General features: G+C 71.3%; 15 protein-coding genes. 7 read left to right on the forward strand and 8 right to left on the reverse strand.

The features are described 5' to 3' along the window. Positions 1–113 precede the first annotated feature (113 nt). The 5 genes from V4F39_RS09160 (at position 114) to V4F39_RS09180 (ending at position 8,263) form a co-directional block, all read left to right on the forward strand. Entirely contained in the window at positions 114–1,622 is a 1,509-nt protein-coding gene (locus V4F39_RS09160; protein ID WP_332289016.1) for a GAF domain-containing protein, read from the forward strand. Beyond that, the gene (locus V4F39_RS09165; RefSeq protein WP_332289116.1) at positions 1,619–3,763 is read left to right on the forward strand and encodes a PqqD family peptide modification chaperone; all 2,145 of its coding nucleotides are present in this window, start codon (positions 1,619–1,621) and stop codon (positions 3,761–3,763) included. The genes V4F39_RS09160 and V4F39_RS09165 overlap by 4 nt, the downstream gene beginning before the upstream one ends. 5 nt (positions 3,764–3,768) lie before the next feature. Beyond that, entirely contained in the window at positions 3,769–5,769 is a 2,001-nt protein-coding gene (locus tag V4F39_RS09170; RefSeq protein ID WP_332289017.1) for a preprotein translocase subunit SecA, read from the forward strand. Positions 5,770–5,954: 185 nt separating this feature from the next. Further along, entirely contained in the window at positions 5,955–6,734 is a 780-nt protein-coding gene (locus V4F39_RS09175; protein WP_332289018.1) for an efflux RND transporter periplasmic adaptor subunit, read from the forward strand. After that, positions 6,731–8,263 carry a GGDEF domain-containing protein gene (locus V4F39_RS09180; protein ID WP_332289019.1) on the forward strand — a complete coding sequence of 511 codons (1,533 nt, stop codon included), beginning with the start codon at positions 6,731–6,733 and terminating at the stop codon, positions 8,261–8,263. Before V4F39_RS09175 ends, V4F39_RS09180 begins: the two co-directional genes overlap by 4 nt. Before the next feature lie 29 nt (positions 8,264–8,292). Here V4F39_RS09180 and V4F39_RS09185 read toward each other — a convergent pair whose 3' ends face one another. Then, positions 8,293–10,359, reverse strand: coding sequence for a sodium-translocating pyrophosphatase (locus tag V4F39_RS09185; protein ID WP_332289020.1), 2,067 nt, complete (start codon positions 10,357–10,359; stop codon positions 8,293–8,295). 222 nt (positions 10,360–10,581) lie between these two features. On the opposite strand from V4F39_RS09185, the gene ppa reads away from it, so the two are divergent. Beyond that, entirely contained in the window at positions 10,582–11,121 is a 540-nt protein-coding gene (gene ppa, locus V4F39_RS09190; protein ID WP_332289021.1) for an inorganic diphosphatase, read from the forward strand. On the opposite strand, the gene V4F39_RS09195 is transcribed toward ppa, so the two are convergent. Continuing rightward, complete coding sequence (locus V4F39_RS09195) at positions 11,102–12,298, reverse strand: GNAT family N-acetyltransferase (RefSeq protein ID WP_378235055.1); 1,197 nt, start codon at positions 12,296–12,298, stop codon at positions 11,102–11,104. The genes ppa and V4F39_RS09195 overlap by 20 nt on opposite strands. Positions 12,299–12,462: 164 nt before the next feature. On the opposite strand from V4F39_RS09195, the gene V4F39_RS09200 reads away from it, so the two are divergent. After that, positions 12,463–12,801 carry a P-II family nitrogen regulator gene (locus tag V4F39_RS09200; RefSeq protein WP_332289022.1) on the forward strand — a complete coding sequence of 113 codons (339 nt, stop codon included), beginning with the start codon at positions 12,463–12,465 and terminating at the stop codon, positions 12,799–12,801. A 25-nt stretch (positions 12,802–12,826) separates the two neighbouring features. On the opposite strand, the gene V4F39_RS09205 is transcribed toward V4F39_RS09200, so the two are convergent. Genes V4F39_RS09205 through V4F39_RS09230 form a run of 6 tightly spaced genes read right to left on the reverse strand, consistent with a single transcriptional unit; the run spans position 12,827 to position 16,067 of the window. After that, complete coding sequence (locus V4F39_RS09205) at positions 12,827–13,408, reverse strand: LOG family protein (protein WP_332289023.1); 582 nt, start codon at positions 13,406–13,408, stop codon at positions 12,827–12,829. Between the two features lie 2 nt (positions 13,409–13,410). Next, positions 13,411–13,809 (reverse strand): diacylglycerol kinase, encoded by a 399-nt coding sequence (locus V4F39_RS09210; RefSeq protein ID WP_332289024.1) that lies wholly within the window; start codon positions 13,807–13,809, stop codon positions 13,411–13,413. Beyond that, positions 13,806–14,336: an RDD family protein gene (locus V4F39_RS09215; protein ID WP_332289025.1), complete on the reverse strand. Its 531-nt coding sequence runs from the start codon at positions 14,334–14,336 to the stop codon at positions 13,806–13,808. The genes V4F39_RS09210 and V4F39_RS09215 overlap by 4 nt, the downstream gene beginning before the upstream one ends. Beyond that, on the reverse strand, positions 14,333–15,067 hold the full coding sequence (locus V4F39_RS09220) for a DUF3106 domain-containing protein (protein WP_332289026.1): 735 nt from the start codon (positions 15,065–15,067) through the stop codon (positions 14,333–14,335). The genes V4F39_RS09215 and V4F39_RS09220 overlap by 4 nt, the downstream gene beginning before the upstream one ends. 5 nt (positions 15,068–15,072) lie before the next feature. Then, a complete protein-coding gene (locus V4F39_RS09225; RefSeq protein ID WP_332289027.1) occupies positions 15,073–15,501 on the reverse strand; it encodes a DUF3619 family protein in 429 nt (142 codons plus the stop codon). Beyond that, positions 15,498–16,067: an RNA polymerase sigma factor gene (locus V4F39_RS09230; RefSeq protein WP_332289028.1), complete on the reverse strand. Its 570-nt coding sequence runs from the start codon at positions 16,065–16,067 to the stop codon at positions 15,498–15,500. Before V4F39_RS09230 ends, V4F39_RS09225 begins: the two co-directional genes overlap by 4 nt. Positions 16,068–16,292: the final 225 nt, after the last annotated feature.

Raw genomic sequence — 16,292 nt, forward strand, 5'->3', positions numbered from 1 at the left:
CCGCGCTTGCGCCTGGCCGAAGCCGGCACAGATGACTCAAGTGGCGGCAAATGAACCTCTAAAGTGATCTTTCTCCGCCCTCGAAGATGGCAGAAAGTGCGTAAGGTTCACCCATGAATGCGCCCCCCGATCTCCGGTCGCCGTGGCCAGGGCTGGAAGCGGCCGGCGACCCGGCCGCGACTGCCGCCGCGCCGGCCTTGCCGCCCGTCCCGACCGCCGGCGTCGTCCGGCCGGCTGCCGAGCCGGGCGCGGACCGTGCCGGCCTCGTGCTCGCCCTGCAGGCCGCGGCCCTGTCCCACGCCCGGCTGCCGGCGTCGACGGCGGCGGTGGCCACCGAGCTGTGCACGCTGATGGCCTGCGACCGGGTCGGCATCGGGCTGCGCAAGGGCGCTGCGTGCGAGGTCGTGGCGCTGTCGCACTGTGCCGACGTGGACGCCGAGCGGGCCCTCGCGCGCGGCATCGGCGCCGCGATGGACGAGGCGCTGGACCAGTCCGCGACGCTGGTGTGGCCGCTGCCGCCCGGCGAGCCGCCGCGCATCGTGCATGCCCATGCCGAACAGGCGCGGGCCCAAGGGGGTGGCCACCTGTGCACGGTGCCGCTGGCCGACCACGGCCGGCTGGTGGGCGCGATGACCCTGGAGCGCGCGGGCCCGCCGTTCGATGCCGCCGAGGTCCTGTTCATCGAGCATGCCGCGTGCCTCCTCGGGCCGCTGATCGAACTCAAGCGGCAGCAGCAGCGTTCGCTGCCACGCCACCTGCTCGATGCAGCGCGAGGCGCGCAGGACCGCCTCGTCGGCCCGGGCCATCCCACGGCCAAGCTGCTGGCATTGGCGGCCGTGTCCGTGGGTGCCGCGATCGGCGTGGCGGCGTGGGTGCCCGGCGAGCACCGCATCGGCGCCGCCGCGCGGGTCGAGGGCGCGGTGCAGCGTGCGCTCGTCGCGCCGGTCGACGGCTTCATCCAGGAGGTGCACGCTCGCCCCGGCGATGCGGTGCAGCCCGGCCAGCTGCTGGCCGAGCTCTCGCGGGAGGAACTGCAGCTCGAGCGGCGCAAGTGGCAGAGCGAGGCGCAGCAGCACGAACACGCCTACGGCGAGGCGCTGGCGCGCCACGACCGTGCGCAGATGGTGGTGGCGCTGTCGCGGGCCGACGAGGCCCGCGCGCAGCTCGACCTCGCCGAGCAGTCGCTGCGCCGCTCGCGGCTGGAAGCGCCCTTCGCGGGCGTCGTCATCCAGGGCGACCTGACGCAGGCGCTGGGAGCGCCGGTCAAGCGGGGCGACGTGCTGATGACGCTCGCGCAGGGCGAGGGGCACCGCGTGATCGTCGAGGTCGACGAGCACGACATCGCGGACGTGCGCGTCGGCCAGGCCGGGCGGCTCGCGCTGGCGGCCGCGCCCCAGCGGCCGCTGGCGATCCGCGTCGAACGCATCACGCCCGTGGCGGCCACGATCGACGGCCGCAACGTGTTCGAGGTCGAGGCGTCGGTCGACGGCGGGCCGCAGGTGCTGCGGCCGGGGCTGCGCGGGGTGGCACGCATCGAGGCCGGCGAACGGCCACTGCTGTGGATCGCGACGCACCGGCTCGTCGACTGGCTGCGCCTGCAGTGGTGGGCGTGGCTGACATGATGGAGGCGATCCACAGCCCCCACTGGTATCGGGTGGCCGGGCTGCACCCGCGCCTGCGGCGCCATGTGCGCGTGCAGCGCAGGCCGTCGCGCGGCACGTTGTGGTTCGTGCTGCAGGACGGCGCCTCGGGCCGGCACCACCGGCTCAACGAATCGGCCTGGCGGCTCGCCGGCCGCTTCGACGGCCAGGCGAGCGTGCAGCAGATCTGGGAGTCGCTGCGCGCGCTGCACGGCGAGGCCGCACCGACGCAGCCCGACGTCGTCGCGCTGCTGATGCAGCTCGATGCGGCCGGGCTCATCCAGTGCGAACGCACGCCCGACGTGGCCGCGCTGCTGCGCCGGGGGGAGGACCGCCGCCGCACCGCCCGCCGGCGTGCGGCCAACCCGCTGGCCTTCCGCGTGCCCATCGCCGATCCTTCCGCGTGCCTGCGGCCGCTTGCCGGCCTGGGGCGGATGCTGGTGGGCACGCCGGTGCTGCTGCTGTGGCTGCTGGCCGTGGGCACGGCAGCGGTCGCGGCGGCCATGCACTGGCCCGAGCTGCGCAGCCACGCCGGGCTGCACATGCCCACGCCGCGCCACCTGCTGATGGCGTGGGTCTGCTATCCCCTCGTGAAGGCGGTGCACGAGCTCGCCCATGCGCTGGTGGTGCGTGCCCACGGCGGCGAAGTGCACGAGGTGGGCATCACGCTGCTGTTCTTCGTGCCGGTGCCCTACGTGGATGCTTCCGCGTCCAACGGGTTCGCCCTGAGGCGCCACCGCATGGGGGTGGCGGCGGCGGGCATCATGGCCGAGCTGCTGCTGGCCGCCGCGGCGCTGGGTGTATGGCTCGCCACCGAGGAGGGCCTGGTGCGGGACGCGGCGTTCGTCGTGCTCGTCATCTGCAGCGTGTCGACCCTGCTCTTCAACGCCAACCCGCTGCTGCGCTTCGATGGCTACTTCATGCTGTGCGATGCGCTCGACCTGCCCAACCTCGGGCCGCGCAGCAAGGCCTACCTCGTGTGGCTGGTGCAGCGCTTCGGCCTGGGGCTGCAGCGCATCGCGCCGCCCGCCGTGGCACGCGGCGAGGCGCCCTGGTTCGTCGCCTACGGCCTGGCGGCCGCGGCCTACCGGTTCGCCGTCGCGGTGCTCATCGTGCTTTGGACCGCGACGCAGTCGGCGGCGCTGGGCCTCGTCGCGCTGGCGTGGGCGCTCTTCGGCCTGCTGCTGCAGCCGCTGTGGCGCGGGCTGCGCTTCCTGTGCCGCGACCCCCGCCTGGCGCAGCGGCGGGGGCGGGCGATGGCGGCGAGTTTGGCCGGCGCGGCGGTGGTGGTGGGGCTCGTCGGCGTGCTGCCGCTGCCGATGGCCACGCGGGCCGAAGGCGTGGTGATCGCGCCCGAGGGCGCCCGCGTGCGGGCGGGCACGGCCGGCTTCGTCGCCGAACTGCTGGTGGCCGATGGCCAGCGCGTCCGGCGGGGGCAGGTGCTGATGCGCCTGGAGGATCCGGCCCTGCCGGCCGAGCGTGCGCGGGTGGCTGCGCAGTTGGTGGCGGCCGACGTCACGCATCACCAGGCCCTGTTCGGCAACCCGGTCCGCGCGCAGGCGGTGGCGGCGGAGATCGACCGGCTGCGCGCCGACCTGCAGCGGCTCGACGAACGCATCGGGCTGCTGCACGTGCGCAGCCCGGCGGACGGCACGCTGGTGGTGCCGCGCCCCCGCGACCTGCCGAGGCGGCATGTGCCTCAGGGGGCGATGCTGGCCTACGTGATCGACGGCCAGCCGCTGGAGCTGCGCGTTCCGGTGTCGCAGGACGACATCGACCTGGTGCGCGGGGGCACGCGGTCGGTGGCGGTGCGGCTGGCCGACGCGCCGGCGATTGCCCGCCCTGCGGTCACGCTGCGGGAGGTGCCGGCGGGCGGCCAGGCGCTGCCCAGCGCCGCGCTGGGCGACCGGGGCGGCGGCGCCTGGGTGACCGATCCCGCCGATCCCGAAGGCCTGCGCACGCTGCTGCCGCTGTTCGTGGTCGACCTGCGGGTGCCGCAGGTGCCGGTGGAGCGCATTGGCGGCCGGGCATGGGTGCGCTTCGACCATGGCCGCGCGCCGCTTGCGGCCCAGCTGTGGCGCCGCGCGCGGCAGGCGTTCCTGCGCCACGCCGATCCCGGGTGAGCCGGGTGGCTGCCGTCCTGCCGCGACCGGGCGTGGTGCTGGGCGCCTATCCGCAGCGCAGCGGGGCGGCCGAGCCGGCATGGCTGCGTTGGTGGCGCTCGCAGGGCACGCTGCGGACCTGCCTGTGCGCCCCACGGTGGCGGGCGGGCCGGCGGCACCGCCGCTTCGTGGCCGGGGTTCTGGCCGAGGCGCAGGCCCTGGCGGCGCTGCCGGAGACGCTGCTGCGGCAGCGCCTGCAGGCCGTGCGCACCGCGCTCGCCCGCGAAGGCTTGGGCAGCCCCGCGCTGCCGCAGGCATTTGCGCTGGTGCGCGAAACCACACGCAGGCAGTTGGGCCTGGCGCACTTCGACACGCAGATCATCGCGGCCCGAGTGATGCTCGACGGCCGGATCGCCGAGATGGCCACCGGGGAGGGCAAGACGCTCTCAGCCCTGCTGGCGGCGGCGGTAGCGGCGCTGGCGGGTATCCCGGTGCACGTGATCACCGCCAACGACTACCTGGTGGCGCGCGATGCCGAGCGGCTGAGGCCGGTGTACGAGGCGCTTGGCCTGCGCGTGGGCCACGTCACCCAGCCGATGCCCCCTGCCGAGCGGGCCCGGGCCTATGGCTGCGACCTGACCTACTGCACCGCGCGCGAGCTGGTGTTCGACTATCTGCGCGACCGCATGGCCGGCCTGCCCGCGGACAGCGACTTGCAGCGGCGCGCCGCGCTGCTGGCCGGCCGGCCCAGCGCGGGCGGGCAGCCCTTGCTGAGGGGGCTGTGCATGGCGCTGGTCGACGAGGCCGACAGCATCCTGATCGACGAGGCGACCACGCCGCTGATCCTGTCGCGCGCCCATGTCGACCCTGGCGACGTCGAGTTCTGCCGGCAGGCGCTGCGTGTGGCCGGGCTGCTGCGGGCCGCGTGCGACTATCGGCTCGATGCCGGCTCGCGCCAGGCGGATCTCACCGACCGCGGCCGGGCCGCGGTGGCGGCCCATGGCCGGCGGCTCGGGGGGCGCTGGTGCGATGCGCGCGACGCCGCGGCGCGGGTGGCGATGGCGCTGGCGGCACGGCACCTGTACCGCGCGGACCGCGACTACCTGCTGCGGGACGGCCGCGTCGTGCTGATCGACGAGACCACCGGCCGCGTGGCCGACGGGCGGGTGTGGTCCCACGGGCTGCAGACGCTGATCGAGCTGAAGGAGGGCTGCGAGCCCACGGGTGTGCCGCAGACGCTGGCGCAGATCACCTACCAGCGCTTTTTCCCCCGGTACCTGAAGCTGGGCGGCATGAGCGGCACGGTGCGCGAATCGCGCGCCGAGCTGCTGGCGACCTACGGCCTGGCGGTGCAGCCGATACCGCTGCGCCGCCCCTGCCGTCGAGACCGCTGGCCGACGCGGCTGTACGAGCGGGACGAGGACCGCTGGCGGGCGGTGGTGGCGGAGGTGGCGAGGCTGCATGCGTTGGGCCGGCCGGTGCTGGTCGGCACGGACTCGGTGGCGGAGTCCGAGCGGCTGGCCGCCTGCCTGGCCGCCGCCGGCCTGCCGCACGCCGTGCTCAACGCCCGGCATGACCATGCCGAGGCCGAAGTGGTGGCGGCGGCCGGCGGAGCCGGCTGCCTCACCGTGGCCACCAACATGGCAGGCCGGGGGACGGACATCCCCGTGCCGCAGGCGGTGGAAGCCGTGGGCGGCCTGCATGTACTGGCCTGCCAGCACAACGTTGCCCGACGCGTCGACCGCCAGTTGGCCGGCCGCTGCGCACGCCAGGGGCAGCGCGGCAGCGTGCAGCGCTGGTTGGCCCTGGAGGCCGGCCTGTTCGCACGGCATCCGGGGTGGACGGCCCTCGCGCGGGCCATCGTGCGGGCCGCGCCCGGCCGCGTGGTGGCCGGCTGGTGCGCCGACCTGCTGGCCGCCGTGCCGCAGCGCAGGGCCGAGCGCTCGCAGGCGCGTCAGCGTGCGCTGCTGGCGCAGCAGGACGCAGCCATGGACCGAGGGCTGTCGCTGGGAGGTGAGGCGGAGTAATTGCTCAAAATTGATTGCAATTTGCTGTTGATATTCGAATTTCCGCCGACGCCTGGGGGCAGGAGAATCAATTCTATCGGACGAGTCGTTTTTGCTCGCGTTCTTTTTCAAGCGGGACGGTTATGTGGTTTGTGTCGTTGGTCAAGCGCATGTTGCTATCACTTCTTCTCGCACACACGTCTGCCTTGCAGGCGCAGGTGCTCGGCTGCCTGATCGAGCCGTCGGAAACGGTGGAGCTCGGCAGTCCCGTCGTGGGCGTCGTCTCGCAGATGCTGGTGGAGCGCGGGGATGCCGTGCGCGCCGGGCAGGCGGTGGCGCAGCTGTCGGCGGCGGTCGAACGGGCCGGCTACGCCGCGGCCCAGGCCCGCAGCCAGGCGGAGGCCGAGCTCCGGTCTGCCGAGGCCGCGGAGGCTTTCGCCCGGGGCAAGCTCGACCGCACGGAGCTGCTCTTTGCGCAGAACTTCGTCTCGGCCATCGCACGCGACCAGGCGGCCACGGAGCACGACCTGGCCCGGGCCAGGACACGGCAGGCGCGTGAGCAACTGCAGGTGGCCGCGCAGGAGCTGGCGGTGGCGGGCGCGCAGCTCGGCCAGCGGTCGATCCGCAGTCCGATCGACGGCGTGGTGGTCGACCGGTACGTGTCGCGCGGCGAGCGGGTGGAGGACAGGCCGCTGATGCGCATCGTGGCCCTGGACCCGCTGCGCGTCGAGGTGCTGGTGCCCGCGGCGTTGTTCAACCGCATCCGCGAAGGAACGACCGCCACCGTCACCCCGGGCGTTCCGGGGTTCGGAGAGGTGCAGGCCCGGGTGCTGCGGGTGGACCGGGTGATCGATGCGGCGAGCAGTTCGTTCCGGGTGCGGCTGGTGCTGCCCAATCCCGGCCAGGCGATGCCGGCCGGGATGCGCTGCAAGGCCGTGTTCCCTGCACTGGAGGCGACGTCGGCCGCGGCGGCAGTGCGGCCATGAGGCGCGTGCGGCTGAGCCCCATCGGCCGCATCGCGGCCGGGCTGGTGGCGATGACGAGCATGCTGGTGCTGGTGCTCGACCTGGTGCTGGGTGTGTTTCCTGCCGAAGGGGAGGTGGCCCGCCAGGTGCGGTTGCGGATCGTCAATGCGCTGGCGATGCAGCTCGCCGCGATCATGCAGCGGCCGCAGGAGCAGGCGCTGCTGCTGCGCACGATGCACGACGTCGTGGCCGTCGAACCCGACCTGCTGTCGGTGGGCCTGCGGCGCGAAGACGGCAGCCTGCTGGCGGCCACCCGCCGCCATGCACAGGACTGGAAGCTCCCGGCCGACGGGCGGTCGAACCTCACGCACGTGATGGTCGACCTCCAGCGCAACGGCGTGCGGTGGGGCCGCATCGAGGCGCGGTTCCGGCCGCTGGCCTCGAGCACGCTGCCCGGCTGGCTGGCGCAGCGGTGGGTGCAGTTCTCCTTGCTGCTGGCCGGCCTGGGCTTCGTGCTCTACCACCTGTACCTGCGCCGCGTGCTGCAGCACCTGGACCCGAGCGCGACCATCCCCGAGCGGGTGAAGAGCGCGTTCGATACGCTGACCGAGGCGGTGATGATCGTCGACGACCGCGGCCGCATCCTGATGGCCAACCAGGCCTTCGGCGCACTGCATCCCGATGCCGTCAGGGACCATCTGGGCCGGCCGGCGTCGGGCCTGCCGTGGCTGGCCGCGGCGATGCCGCACGATGCCGCGCAGCACGCGTGGGCGCGTGTGATGGACAGCCGCGAGGCGGTCACGGGCGAGGTGCTCAACATCGCGCAGCCGGACGGCGGTCCGCCGCGCAAGCTGGTGCTCAATGCTTCGCCGGTGCAGGATGGCGGGGGCCGCGTGCGCGGCGCGCTCGTCACGTTCGACGACGTGACCGAACTCGACCGGATGAACGTCCAGCTGCGCACGGCGCTGACGGAGCTGGAAGCCTCGCGCCAGGAGATCGAGGCCAAGAACCGCGAGCTGACCGAACTGGCCACGAAAGACCCGATGACCGGCTGCTTCAACCGCCGGGCGTTCTTCGATGCGTTCGACCCGATCTTCGCGCGGGCCCGGGCCGGCGGCGCGCTGTGCGCCATCATGACGGACATCGACCATTTCAAGTCGTTCAACGACAAGTACGGCCACGCCGTCGGCGACCTGGTGATCAAGGCCGTGGCCCGCACGCTCGGCGCGACGCTGCGCCCGCAGGACGTGCTGGCGCGTTACGGCGGCGAGGAGTTCTGCATCCTGCTGCCTGAGTTGGACCTCGAGCAGGCCTGGGCCGTGGCCGACCGCCTGCGCCATCAGATCGAGACGCAGGCCGGCCAGTCGATCGAGGGCCATGGTGCGCTGCGCATCACGTCCAGCTTCGGCGTGGCGTCGATCGTGCAGGGCGCCGAGACGCCGCACCAGCTGCTGGAACAGGCGGACGGCGCGCTCTACGTCGCCAAGCGCAACGGCCGCAACCGTGCGCAGAAGTGGAACGCCGGCGAGACGGCGCTCGCCGGCCACTGAGGGCCACGGAAGGCCCCGCCAGGCGCAGGTCAGCCCATGAAGCCGCCCGGCAGCAGCGGCACGATCAGCAGCGCGACGATGTTGATGATCTTGATCAGCGGATTGACGGCCGGGCCGGCGGTGTCCTTGTAGGGGTCGCCGACCGTGTCGCCGGTGACTGCGGCTTTGTGCGCATCGCTGCCCTTGCCGCCGTGGTGGCCGTCCTCGATGTACTTCTTCGCGTTATCCCAGGCGCCGCCGCCGGTGCACATGCTGATGGCGACGAAGAGGCCGGTGACGATGGTGCCCATCAGCAGGCCGCCGAGTGCGGCCGGCCCGAGCAGCAGGCCGACGACGATCGGCACCACCACCGGCAGCAGGCTCGGGATCACCATCTCCTTGATGGCGGCGCTGGTCAGCATGTCGACCGCCTGCCCGTACTGCGGCTTGGCGGTGCCTTCCATGATGCCGGGGATGTCGCGGAACTGGCGGCGCACCTCCACCACCACGCTGCCCGCGGCGCGGCCCACCGCCTCCATCGCCATCGCACCGAAGAGGTAGGGGATGAGGCCGCCGATGAAGAGGCCGACGATCACCATGTGGTTGGACAGATCGAAGCTCACCTGCAGGCCGCGCGCTTCGAGCGCATGGGTGTAGTCGGCGAACAGCACCAGTGCGGCCAGGCCCGCGGAGCCGATCGCGTAGCCCTTGGTGACGGCCTTGGTGGTGTTGCCCACCGCGTCGAGCGGGTCGGTGACGGCGCGCACGCTGTCGGGCAGCTCGGACATCTCGGCGATGCCGCCGGCGTTGTCGGTGATCGGGCCGTAGGCATCGAGCGCGACGACGATGCCGGCCATGCTCAGCATCGAGGTCGCGGCCACGGCGATGCCGTAGAGCCCCGCCAGCATGTACGAGGCCACGATGGCCACGCAGACGAACAGCACGGGCCAGGCGGTCGAGCGCATCGAGACGCCCAGCCCCGCGATGATGTTGGTGCCGTGGCCGGTGGTCGAGGCCTGCGCCACGTGCTGCACCGGCTTGTACTGCGTCCCGGTGTAGTACTCGGTGATCCAGACCATCGCGGCGGTCAGCACCAGCCCGACCAGGCACGCGCCCCACAGCCGCAGCTGCGTATCCGGCCCCAGCGCATCGGCCGGCATCACCGCGCCGGTGACGAACCAGAACGCGATCAGCGACAGCACGCCCGCGACGATCAGCCCCTTGTAGAGCGCCGGCATCACGTTCTTCATGCCGGGGCTGGCCTTGACGAACATGCATCCGATGATGGAAGCGATGATGGAGACCCCTCCGAGCACCAGCGGATACAGGACCGCGGCCATCGGGGCCGCGGTGATCATCAGGGCGCCCAGCGCCATCGTGGCGATGAGGGTGACGGCGTAGGTCTCGAAGAGGTCGGCCGCCATGCCGGCACAGTCGCCGACGTTGTCGCCCACGTTGTCGGCGATCACCGCGGGGTTGCGCGGATCGTCCTCCGGGATGCCCGCTTCCACCTTGCCGACCAGGTCGGCGCCGACGTCGGCGCCCTTGGTGAAGATGCCGCCGCCGAGCCGCGCGAAGATCGAGATCAGCGACGAGCCGAAGGCCAGCCCGAGCATCGGCTTGAGCGCGGCGGACAGGGCCTTGCCGTCGGCCGCGGAGGCGCTGCCGGCCACGAACCAGAAGAAGATCGACACCCCCAGCAGGCCGAGGCCCACCACCAGCATGCCGGTGATGGCGCCGCCCTTGAAGGCCACGTCGAGCGCGGGTGCCATGCCGCGCGTGGCGGCCTGGGCGGTGCGCACGTTGGCGCGCACCGAGACGTTCATGCCAATGAAGCCGCAGGCGCCGGACAGCACCGCGCCGACGACGAAGCCGACGGCCGTGGTGAGGTCGAGGAAGAGGCCGATCAGCACCGCCAGCACGATGCCGACGAGCCCGATGGTGCGGTACTGCCGCGCCAGGTACGCCGCGGCGCCCTGCTGGATCGCCGCGGCGATCTCCTGCATGCGGGCGTTCCCGGCGTCCTGCCGCAGGATCCAGCTGCGCTGGACAAAACCATAGAGCACGGCCGCAAGGCCGCAGGCCAGCGCCACGTACAGCGCCACAGTGGTCGACATCAGGTCTCTCCTTCTCCAGTGGGTCACTTGAATTCGGACGAGTGCCAGTCTTGTGTTTGCGCGACGCCCGGGACGGCGGCGTGGCTGGCGGGTTGCGGGGCATGCTACGGGAAGGCCATGCATGGCTTGCATGGTGTTTTCCTTGTGCCGCCGGCCGCTGTCAGGAGGGCGAAAGTGAGCCTCTTAGAATGCCGCACCCCTTCTAAAGCCCCCTGAGAACCCATGAGCCTCGAGAAAGTCAGCCCCGGCAAAAAGGCCCCGGACGAGTTCAACGTGATCATCGAGATCCCGATGAACGCCGATCCGATCAAGTACGAAGTGGACAAGGACAGCGGCGCGCTCTTCGTCGACCGCTTCATGACGACCGCGATGCACTACCCGTGCAACTACGGCTACGTGCCCCAGACGCTGTCGGACGACGGCGACCCAGTGGACGTGCTCGTCATCACCCCGTTCCCCCTGACGCCCGGCGTGGTCGTCACCTGCCGGCCGGTCGGCGTGCTGAAGATGGAAGACGAAGCGGGTGGCGATGCCAAGCTGCTGGCCGTGCCCATCGACAAGGTGCTGCCGATCTACACCCACTGGCAGAAGCCGGAAGACATCAACCAGATGCGCCTGAAGGCCATCCAGCACTTCTTCGAGCACTACAAGGACCTGGAAGCCGGCAAGTGGGTGAAGGTGCAGGGTTGGGAAGGGCCCGAGGCCGCCAAGCAGGAGATCCGCAGCGGCATCGAGGCCTACCTCAAGACGAAGCCGGCCTGAACGGGTTGCGTTCCTTCAGCTCGTCCACATAGGCGCCGATCCCGGCGCCTTCCTGTTCCAGGAAATCGGCCACGGCCGATGCGAAGCGCCGGTCGGCCAGCCAGTGCGCCGAGAAGGTGCGCACCGGCAGCAGGCCGCGGGCCATCTTGTGCTCGCCCTGCGCACCGCCCTCGAAGCGCCGGTAGCCGTTGGCGATGCACCAGGCCAGCGGCTGGTAGTAGCAGGCCTCGAAGTGCAGGCAGGGCACGTAGGCGGTGGCGCCCCAATAGCGGCCATACGCGGCCCCGCGCGCCGGGTCGAGGGCGATCAGCGAGGCCCCGATGCGCTCGCGCGCCGCGCCTTCGCCCCGCCAGGCCACGAAGAGCAGCCAATGCGCCGGCATGTGGCGTGCCATCTCCGCGAAGAACGCCCGCGTCAAGTAGGGCCGCGAATGATGGGCCCGGTAGGTGAGCGTATAGCAGCGATGGAAGAAGTCCCAGAGGTCGTCGTCGATGGCCGGGCCTTCATGCACCGTGAAGGTGACGCCGGCCTCGGCGACCTTGCGCCGTTCCTGGAGGATCTTCTTGCGCTTGTCGCGCTGCAGGCTGCCCAGGAAGCCCTCGAAGTCGGGCCACGGTTCGCCGGCGGGCGCCGTCCAGTGGAACTGCACGCCTTCGCGCAGCAGCCAGCCGGCGCTTGAAAGCGCAGCACGGTCGGCTTCGTCGAAGAAGAGCAAGTGGGCGGACGACAGGCCGGCCTGTTGCGCCAAGGCGGTGATGGCGCGCACGAGCAGGCCGCGCGCCGCCTCGTCCTGCGCCAGCAGCCGACTGCCCGGCACCGGGGTGAACGGCACGGCGCCCAGCAGCTTGGGGTAGTAGGCGAGGCCGTGGCGCTCGTAGGCATCGGCCCAGGCCCAGTCGAAGACGTATTCCCCGTAGGAGTGCGCCTTCAGGTAGAGCGCGCACGCGGCCACCAGGCGGCCGGTGCGCTCGATGGTGATGAAGCTCGGCGTCCAGCCCGTGGCGGGGGATGCACTGGCCGAGCGGTGCATCGCCATCAGGTACTCGTGACGCAGGAAGGGGGTCGGGGAGGCCTGGCCTTCCAGCAGCGTGTTCCAGCCCGTGGCGTCGATGTCGCCGGGGTCGGTGTGCACGCGGATCACCTCGTGCACCACGGCACGGCCTTCGTCTTCGTTCACGCGGTTTGTCCTCTGGTTGCGCACGGTTCTGGGTCGCATCATCGCTCGGCGGCACCGTGCTGATGCACAGGCCTTGCCAGCCGCCCGGACGCCTCGGCGCGCGTCCCTTTCAGCGGGGTTCCGTGCTTAAATCAACGCAACTGACCCCCTTTCCGGAGACTTCCATGAAACAGATCACCGCCGTTATCAAGCCCTTCAAGCTCGAGGAAGTGCGCGAGGCGCTGGCCGATGTGGGGGTGTCCGGCCTGACCGTGGTCGAGGTCAAGGGATTCGGCCGCCAGAAGGGCCACACGGAGCTGTACCGCGGCGCCGAATACGTCGTCGACTTCCTGCCCAAGGTGAAGGTCGAGGTCGTGGTCAAGGACTCGGACGTCGACCGCTGCATCGAGGCCATCGTCAAGGCTGCCAAGACGGGCAAGATCGGCGACGGCAAGATCTTCGTGTCGCCGATCGATCAGGTCGTGCGCATCCGCACTGGCGAGACCGACGAGTCGGCCGTCTGACCGCGGGCGGCGTGCGCCAGACGCGTCAGAGCCCGGCGTAGTCGTCGGGCGCCGTCGCCCGGCGGGCGGCCACCGCCACGCGCTGCAGCAGGCGCGCGGCGTCGTCGTCGACGATCAACGCACCGAACTGCGCATCCGACATGAAGCCGCGCCGGTGGCTGGCGCGGGTGAATTCGAGCAGCGCGTCGTAGTAGCCCTCGACGTTGAGCAGCGCGACGGGCTTGTCATGGTAGCCGAGCTGCTGCCACGACCACATCTCGTAGATCTCTTCCATGGTGCCGATGCCGCCGGGCAACGCGACGAAGGCATCCGCCCGCTCGGCCATGCGCAGCTTGCGCTCGTGCATCGTCTGCACCACTTGCAGTTCGGTGATGCCGCGGTGGCCTACTTCGCGGTCCATCAGGGCCTGGGGAATGACGCCCAGCACGCGGCCGCCGGCCGCCAGCGCGGCATCGGCCACCGCACCCATCAGGCCCACACGCCCGCCGCCGTAGACGACTTCGCCGCCTTCGCGGGCGATGAGCGTGCCGACCTCCCGGGCGGACGCCATGAAGCTCGGCGAATCGCCGGTGCGGGAGCCGCAGTACACGCAGATCGACAGGGCCATTGTCAGCCTCCCCAGGGGCGGTGTTGTGCCAGGGCTTCCCACAGCGCTGCAGCCCACGTCCCGCCGCACAGCAGGAGCGACAGCATCACCGCGGCGCTGCCGAAGTCCTTGGCGCGCTTGGACAGCTCGTGCCGGTCCAGCGACACACGGTCCACGACGGCCTCGACCGCGGAGTTCAGCAGTTCCACGATGAGCACGAGCAGCGCAGTGCCGGCCAGCAAGGCAATCTCGGCCCAGCCCCGGCCGAGCCAGAACGCTGCCGGCACCAGGACGATGGCCGCCCACACCTCTTGCCGGAAGGCGCTTTCGCCGGCGTAGGCGGCGCGCAAGCCCTCGGCGGAATAGCCCGCTGCCCGCACGATCCGGTCCAGCCCCGTGCGGCCCTTGTAGGGGTTGGTCATGCAGGGAGCGTACCGCGGCGGCGAGGCGCTGGCCGCCAGGTGACGAGCTGCGTGCCGCAGACGGCGTCGTGCCAGAACTGGCGCCGGGGGTGGAGTCGCGCCAGGGCCGCGTAGGCCAGCACGCCGGCGATCAGCAAGCCCGTGATCGCACCGACGCTGTGCAGCCCCGCCAGCCAGGCCGCCGCGGTGGCGGGCAGGAACCAGATCCAGCAGAGCAGGGAGCGCAGCAGGGCCCGGGGCTGCGACAGCGGCGTGCCGTCCCGGTTGACGACGCGCACATGCCACGCCTTCATCGCGACCGTCTGGCCTCCATGCGACCAGAACCAGACGAAGTAGACCGTGAGCACCAGGAACAGGAAGGCCATCAGGCCGTAACGGCCGTCCATGGCATTGCGCTGCTGCGTCAAGGTGCCGTAGAGGTAGCCGAAGATCATCACCACGCCGAACAGCAGCACCCCTTCATACAGGAAGCAGGCCAGCCGGCGCCAGATGCCCGGCGTGTCTTGCGTGTCGACGGCGGAGGTCATGGCTTCTCGGGGGCGGAGGCGGGCTGCCCCTCGCCTTTCGGCCTTTTGGGCAGCAGCGTGGCGGCGTCCACCGAGGACGGGGTCGAGGTGATCTTGGGCCGTGCCGCCTGCTGGCGTGGGGCCGGCGGCGGCGGGCGGGAGACCAGCGTCGTCGTCGCGCCCGGGCCGGTCTGTACGACGGTGGGGGCCACGGGCCTCGGCTGCACCGGAGCGCTGGGCGCACGTGCCGCCCCGGGCTTCTTCGCGGCTTGCCCGCTGTTGGCCGCTGCCTTGCTGCCGCGATCGCCTGCACCGGGCTGGGCGCGGTCGGCCAACTTGCGTTTCTGTTCCTCCGGCAGCGCCTGGTAGCTCTCCCAACGGGCCTGGCGTTCCGCGGCAGGGCTGAGCTGGCGCGCCTCTTGAAAGTTGACGCGGGCCTGGCCCCGTTCGCGGGGCGACAGCTTCGCCCATTCGTTCATGCGCTGCTGCATGCGCGAGCGTTCTTCCTGCGACATGCGCGGGAAGCGGGTGGCGATCTCCAGCCACTTCTGCTGCCGGGAGGCTTCGATGCCGCCCCATTCGTCGGCCAGCGGTGCCAGGGCTGCGCGCTGCGCGGGGGTCAGCCGGGACCAGGGCATGCCCTCGCCCTGGGCAGGCTGGGCGACCGCCGACGCGGCGGCAGCCAGCAGCACGGCCGCCAGCAGGCCGTGAAGGCCCTGCCGGCATGCGCGTGCAAGCAAAAGCGGTGACACCCGTGTCACTCCTGGGGCGCTTTGAGGAATTCGAGGAAACCCGGGTCGCTGTACGCGTCAGGGGGCAGGTCGTCGGACAGCAGGGCAGTGTCGACCTCGACGGCTGCTTCCAGCTGCGACTGGCTCTGCCATTCCTGTATCAGCAACAGGCCGCCGGCGAGGACAAGCACCGGAAGCGCGGACGCCATGCGCACCCACCAGCCGGAGCCGGACGTGCCATGGCCGAGCCGCAGCGTGCCCTGGCCGCCCACGGCGACGAGGGGTTCCGCGGCGACACGGGCCGCGCGTGCGCGCAGCAGCGCCTGCTCGCGGGCGAATCGCAGCCGTGCGTCGATGTCGGGCGGTGTGGCTGCGGCGGCCTCGGACAAATGCGCTGCGATCCGGCGCGCAAACCGTTCTTGCAACGATTCGGCCGAAGGGGGGGTGTTCGTCATGGTGCAATTCCCTTGGAGCGCAGGGCCTTGGCCAGTGCGTGTACGGCCCGGGAGCAGTGCGTCTTGACACTGCCCTCCGAACAACCCATCACCGACGCCGTTTCGGCCACGTCAAGTTCCTCCCAGTAACGAAGCAGGAAAGCTTCGCGTTGACGGGCCGGCAGTTCGCCGACCTGTAAATCGATCATCTGCAGGATCTGCGCCCGCGACACGCTGTCCGCCGCGCTTTCGGCCCCCAGGCTGCCGTCGGCGCCCTCGAGCGCCTCCAGCAGATCGAACTCGCCGCCCTCGTCCTCGGAGGCCTCGAACGTCGACAGGTTCCGTACGACGGCGTTGCGCACCTTTTGCCGCCGGAACCAGTCCATCGTGGCGTTGGAAAGGATGCGCGGGAACACCAGCGGCAGCTCCTCGGCCGGCCGGTCGGCATACTTTTCCGCCAGGCGGATCATGGAGTCCTGGACGATGTCGAGCGCGGCATCGTCGTCGCGCACCGCATAGACGGTGCGCTTGAACGCGCGCTTTTCGACGCTCTTCAGGAAGTCGGAGAGTTCTTTGTCTGTGGCCAAGGGCGGGCGAGAGCTGCTGCCCCATCGGAGGCGGCGCGGATTATGGCATCGCCCCTGTTGGGCTCGCCAGGCTTGCCTGGCGCCTCTGTTCGTGGTGTCATAATGTGCGGCTTCGCACATCTTGCCGGTGGGCATGCCGATCTGGCGCGTCTTCCGGCAGCACAGGCTCCACATCCACCTCACAAGGGCGTGAAGAGGGGCACCGATGGTTTTTCGTCAGAGAAA

This window comes from Aquincola agrisoli (genome assembly GCF_036621135.1).
GTDB classification, from domain to species: Bacteria; Pseudomonadota; Gammaproteobacteria; order Burkholderiales; family Burkholderiaceae_C; genus Aquincola; species Aquincola agrisoli.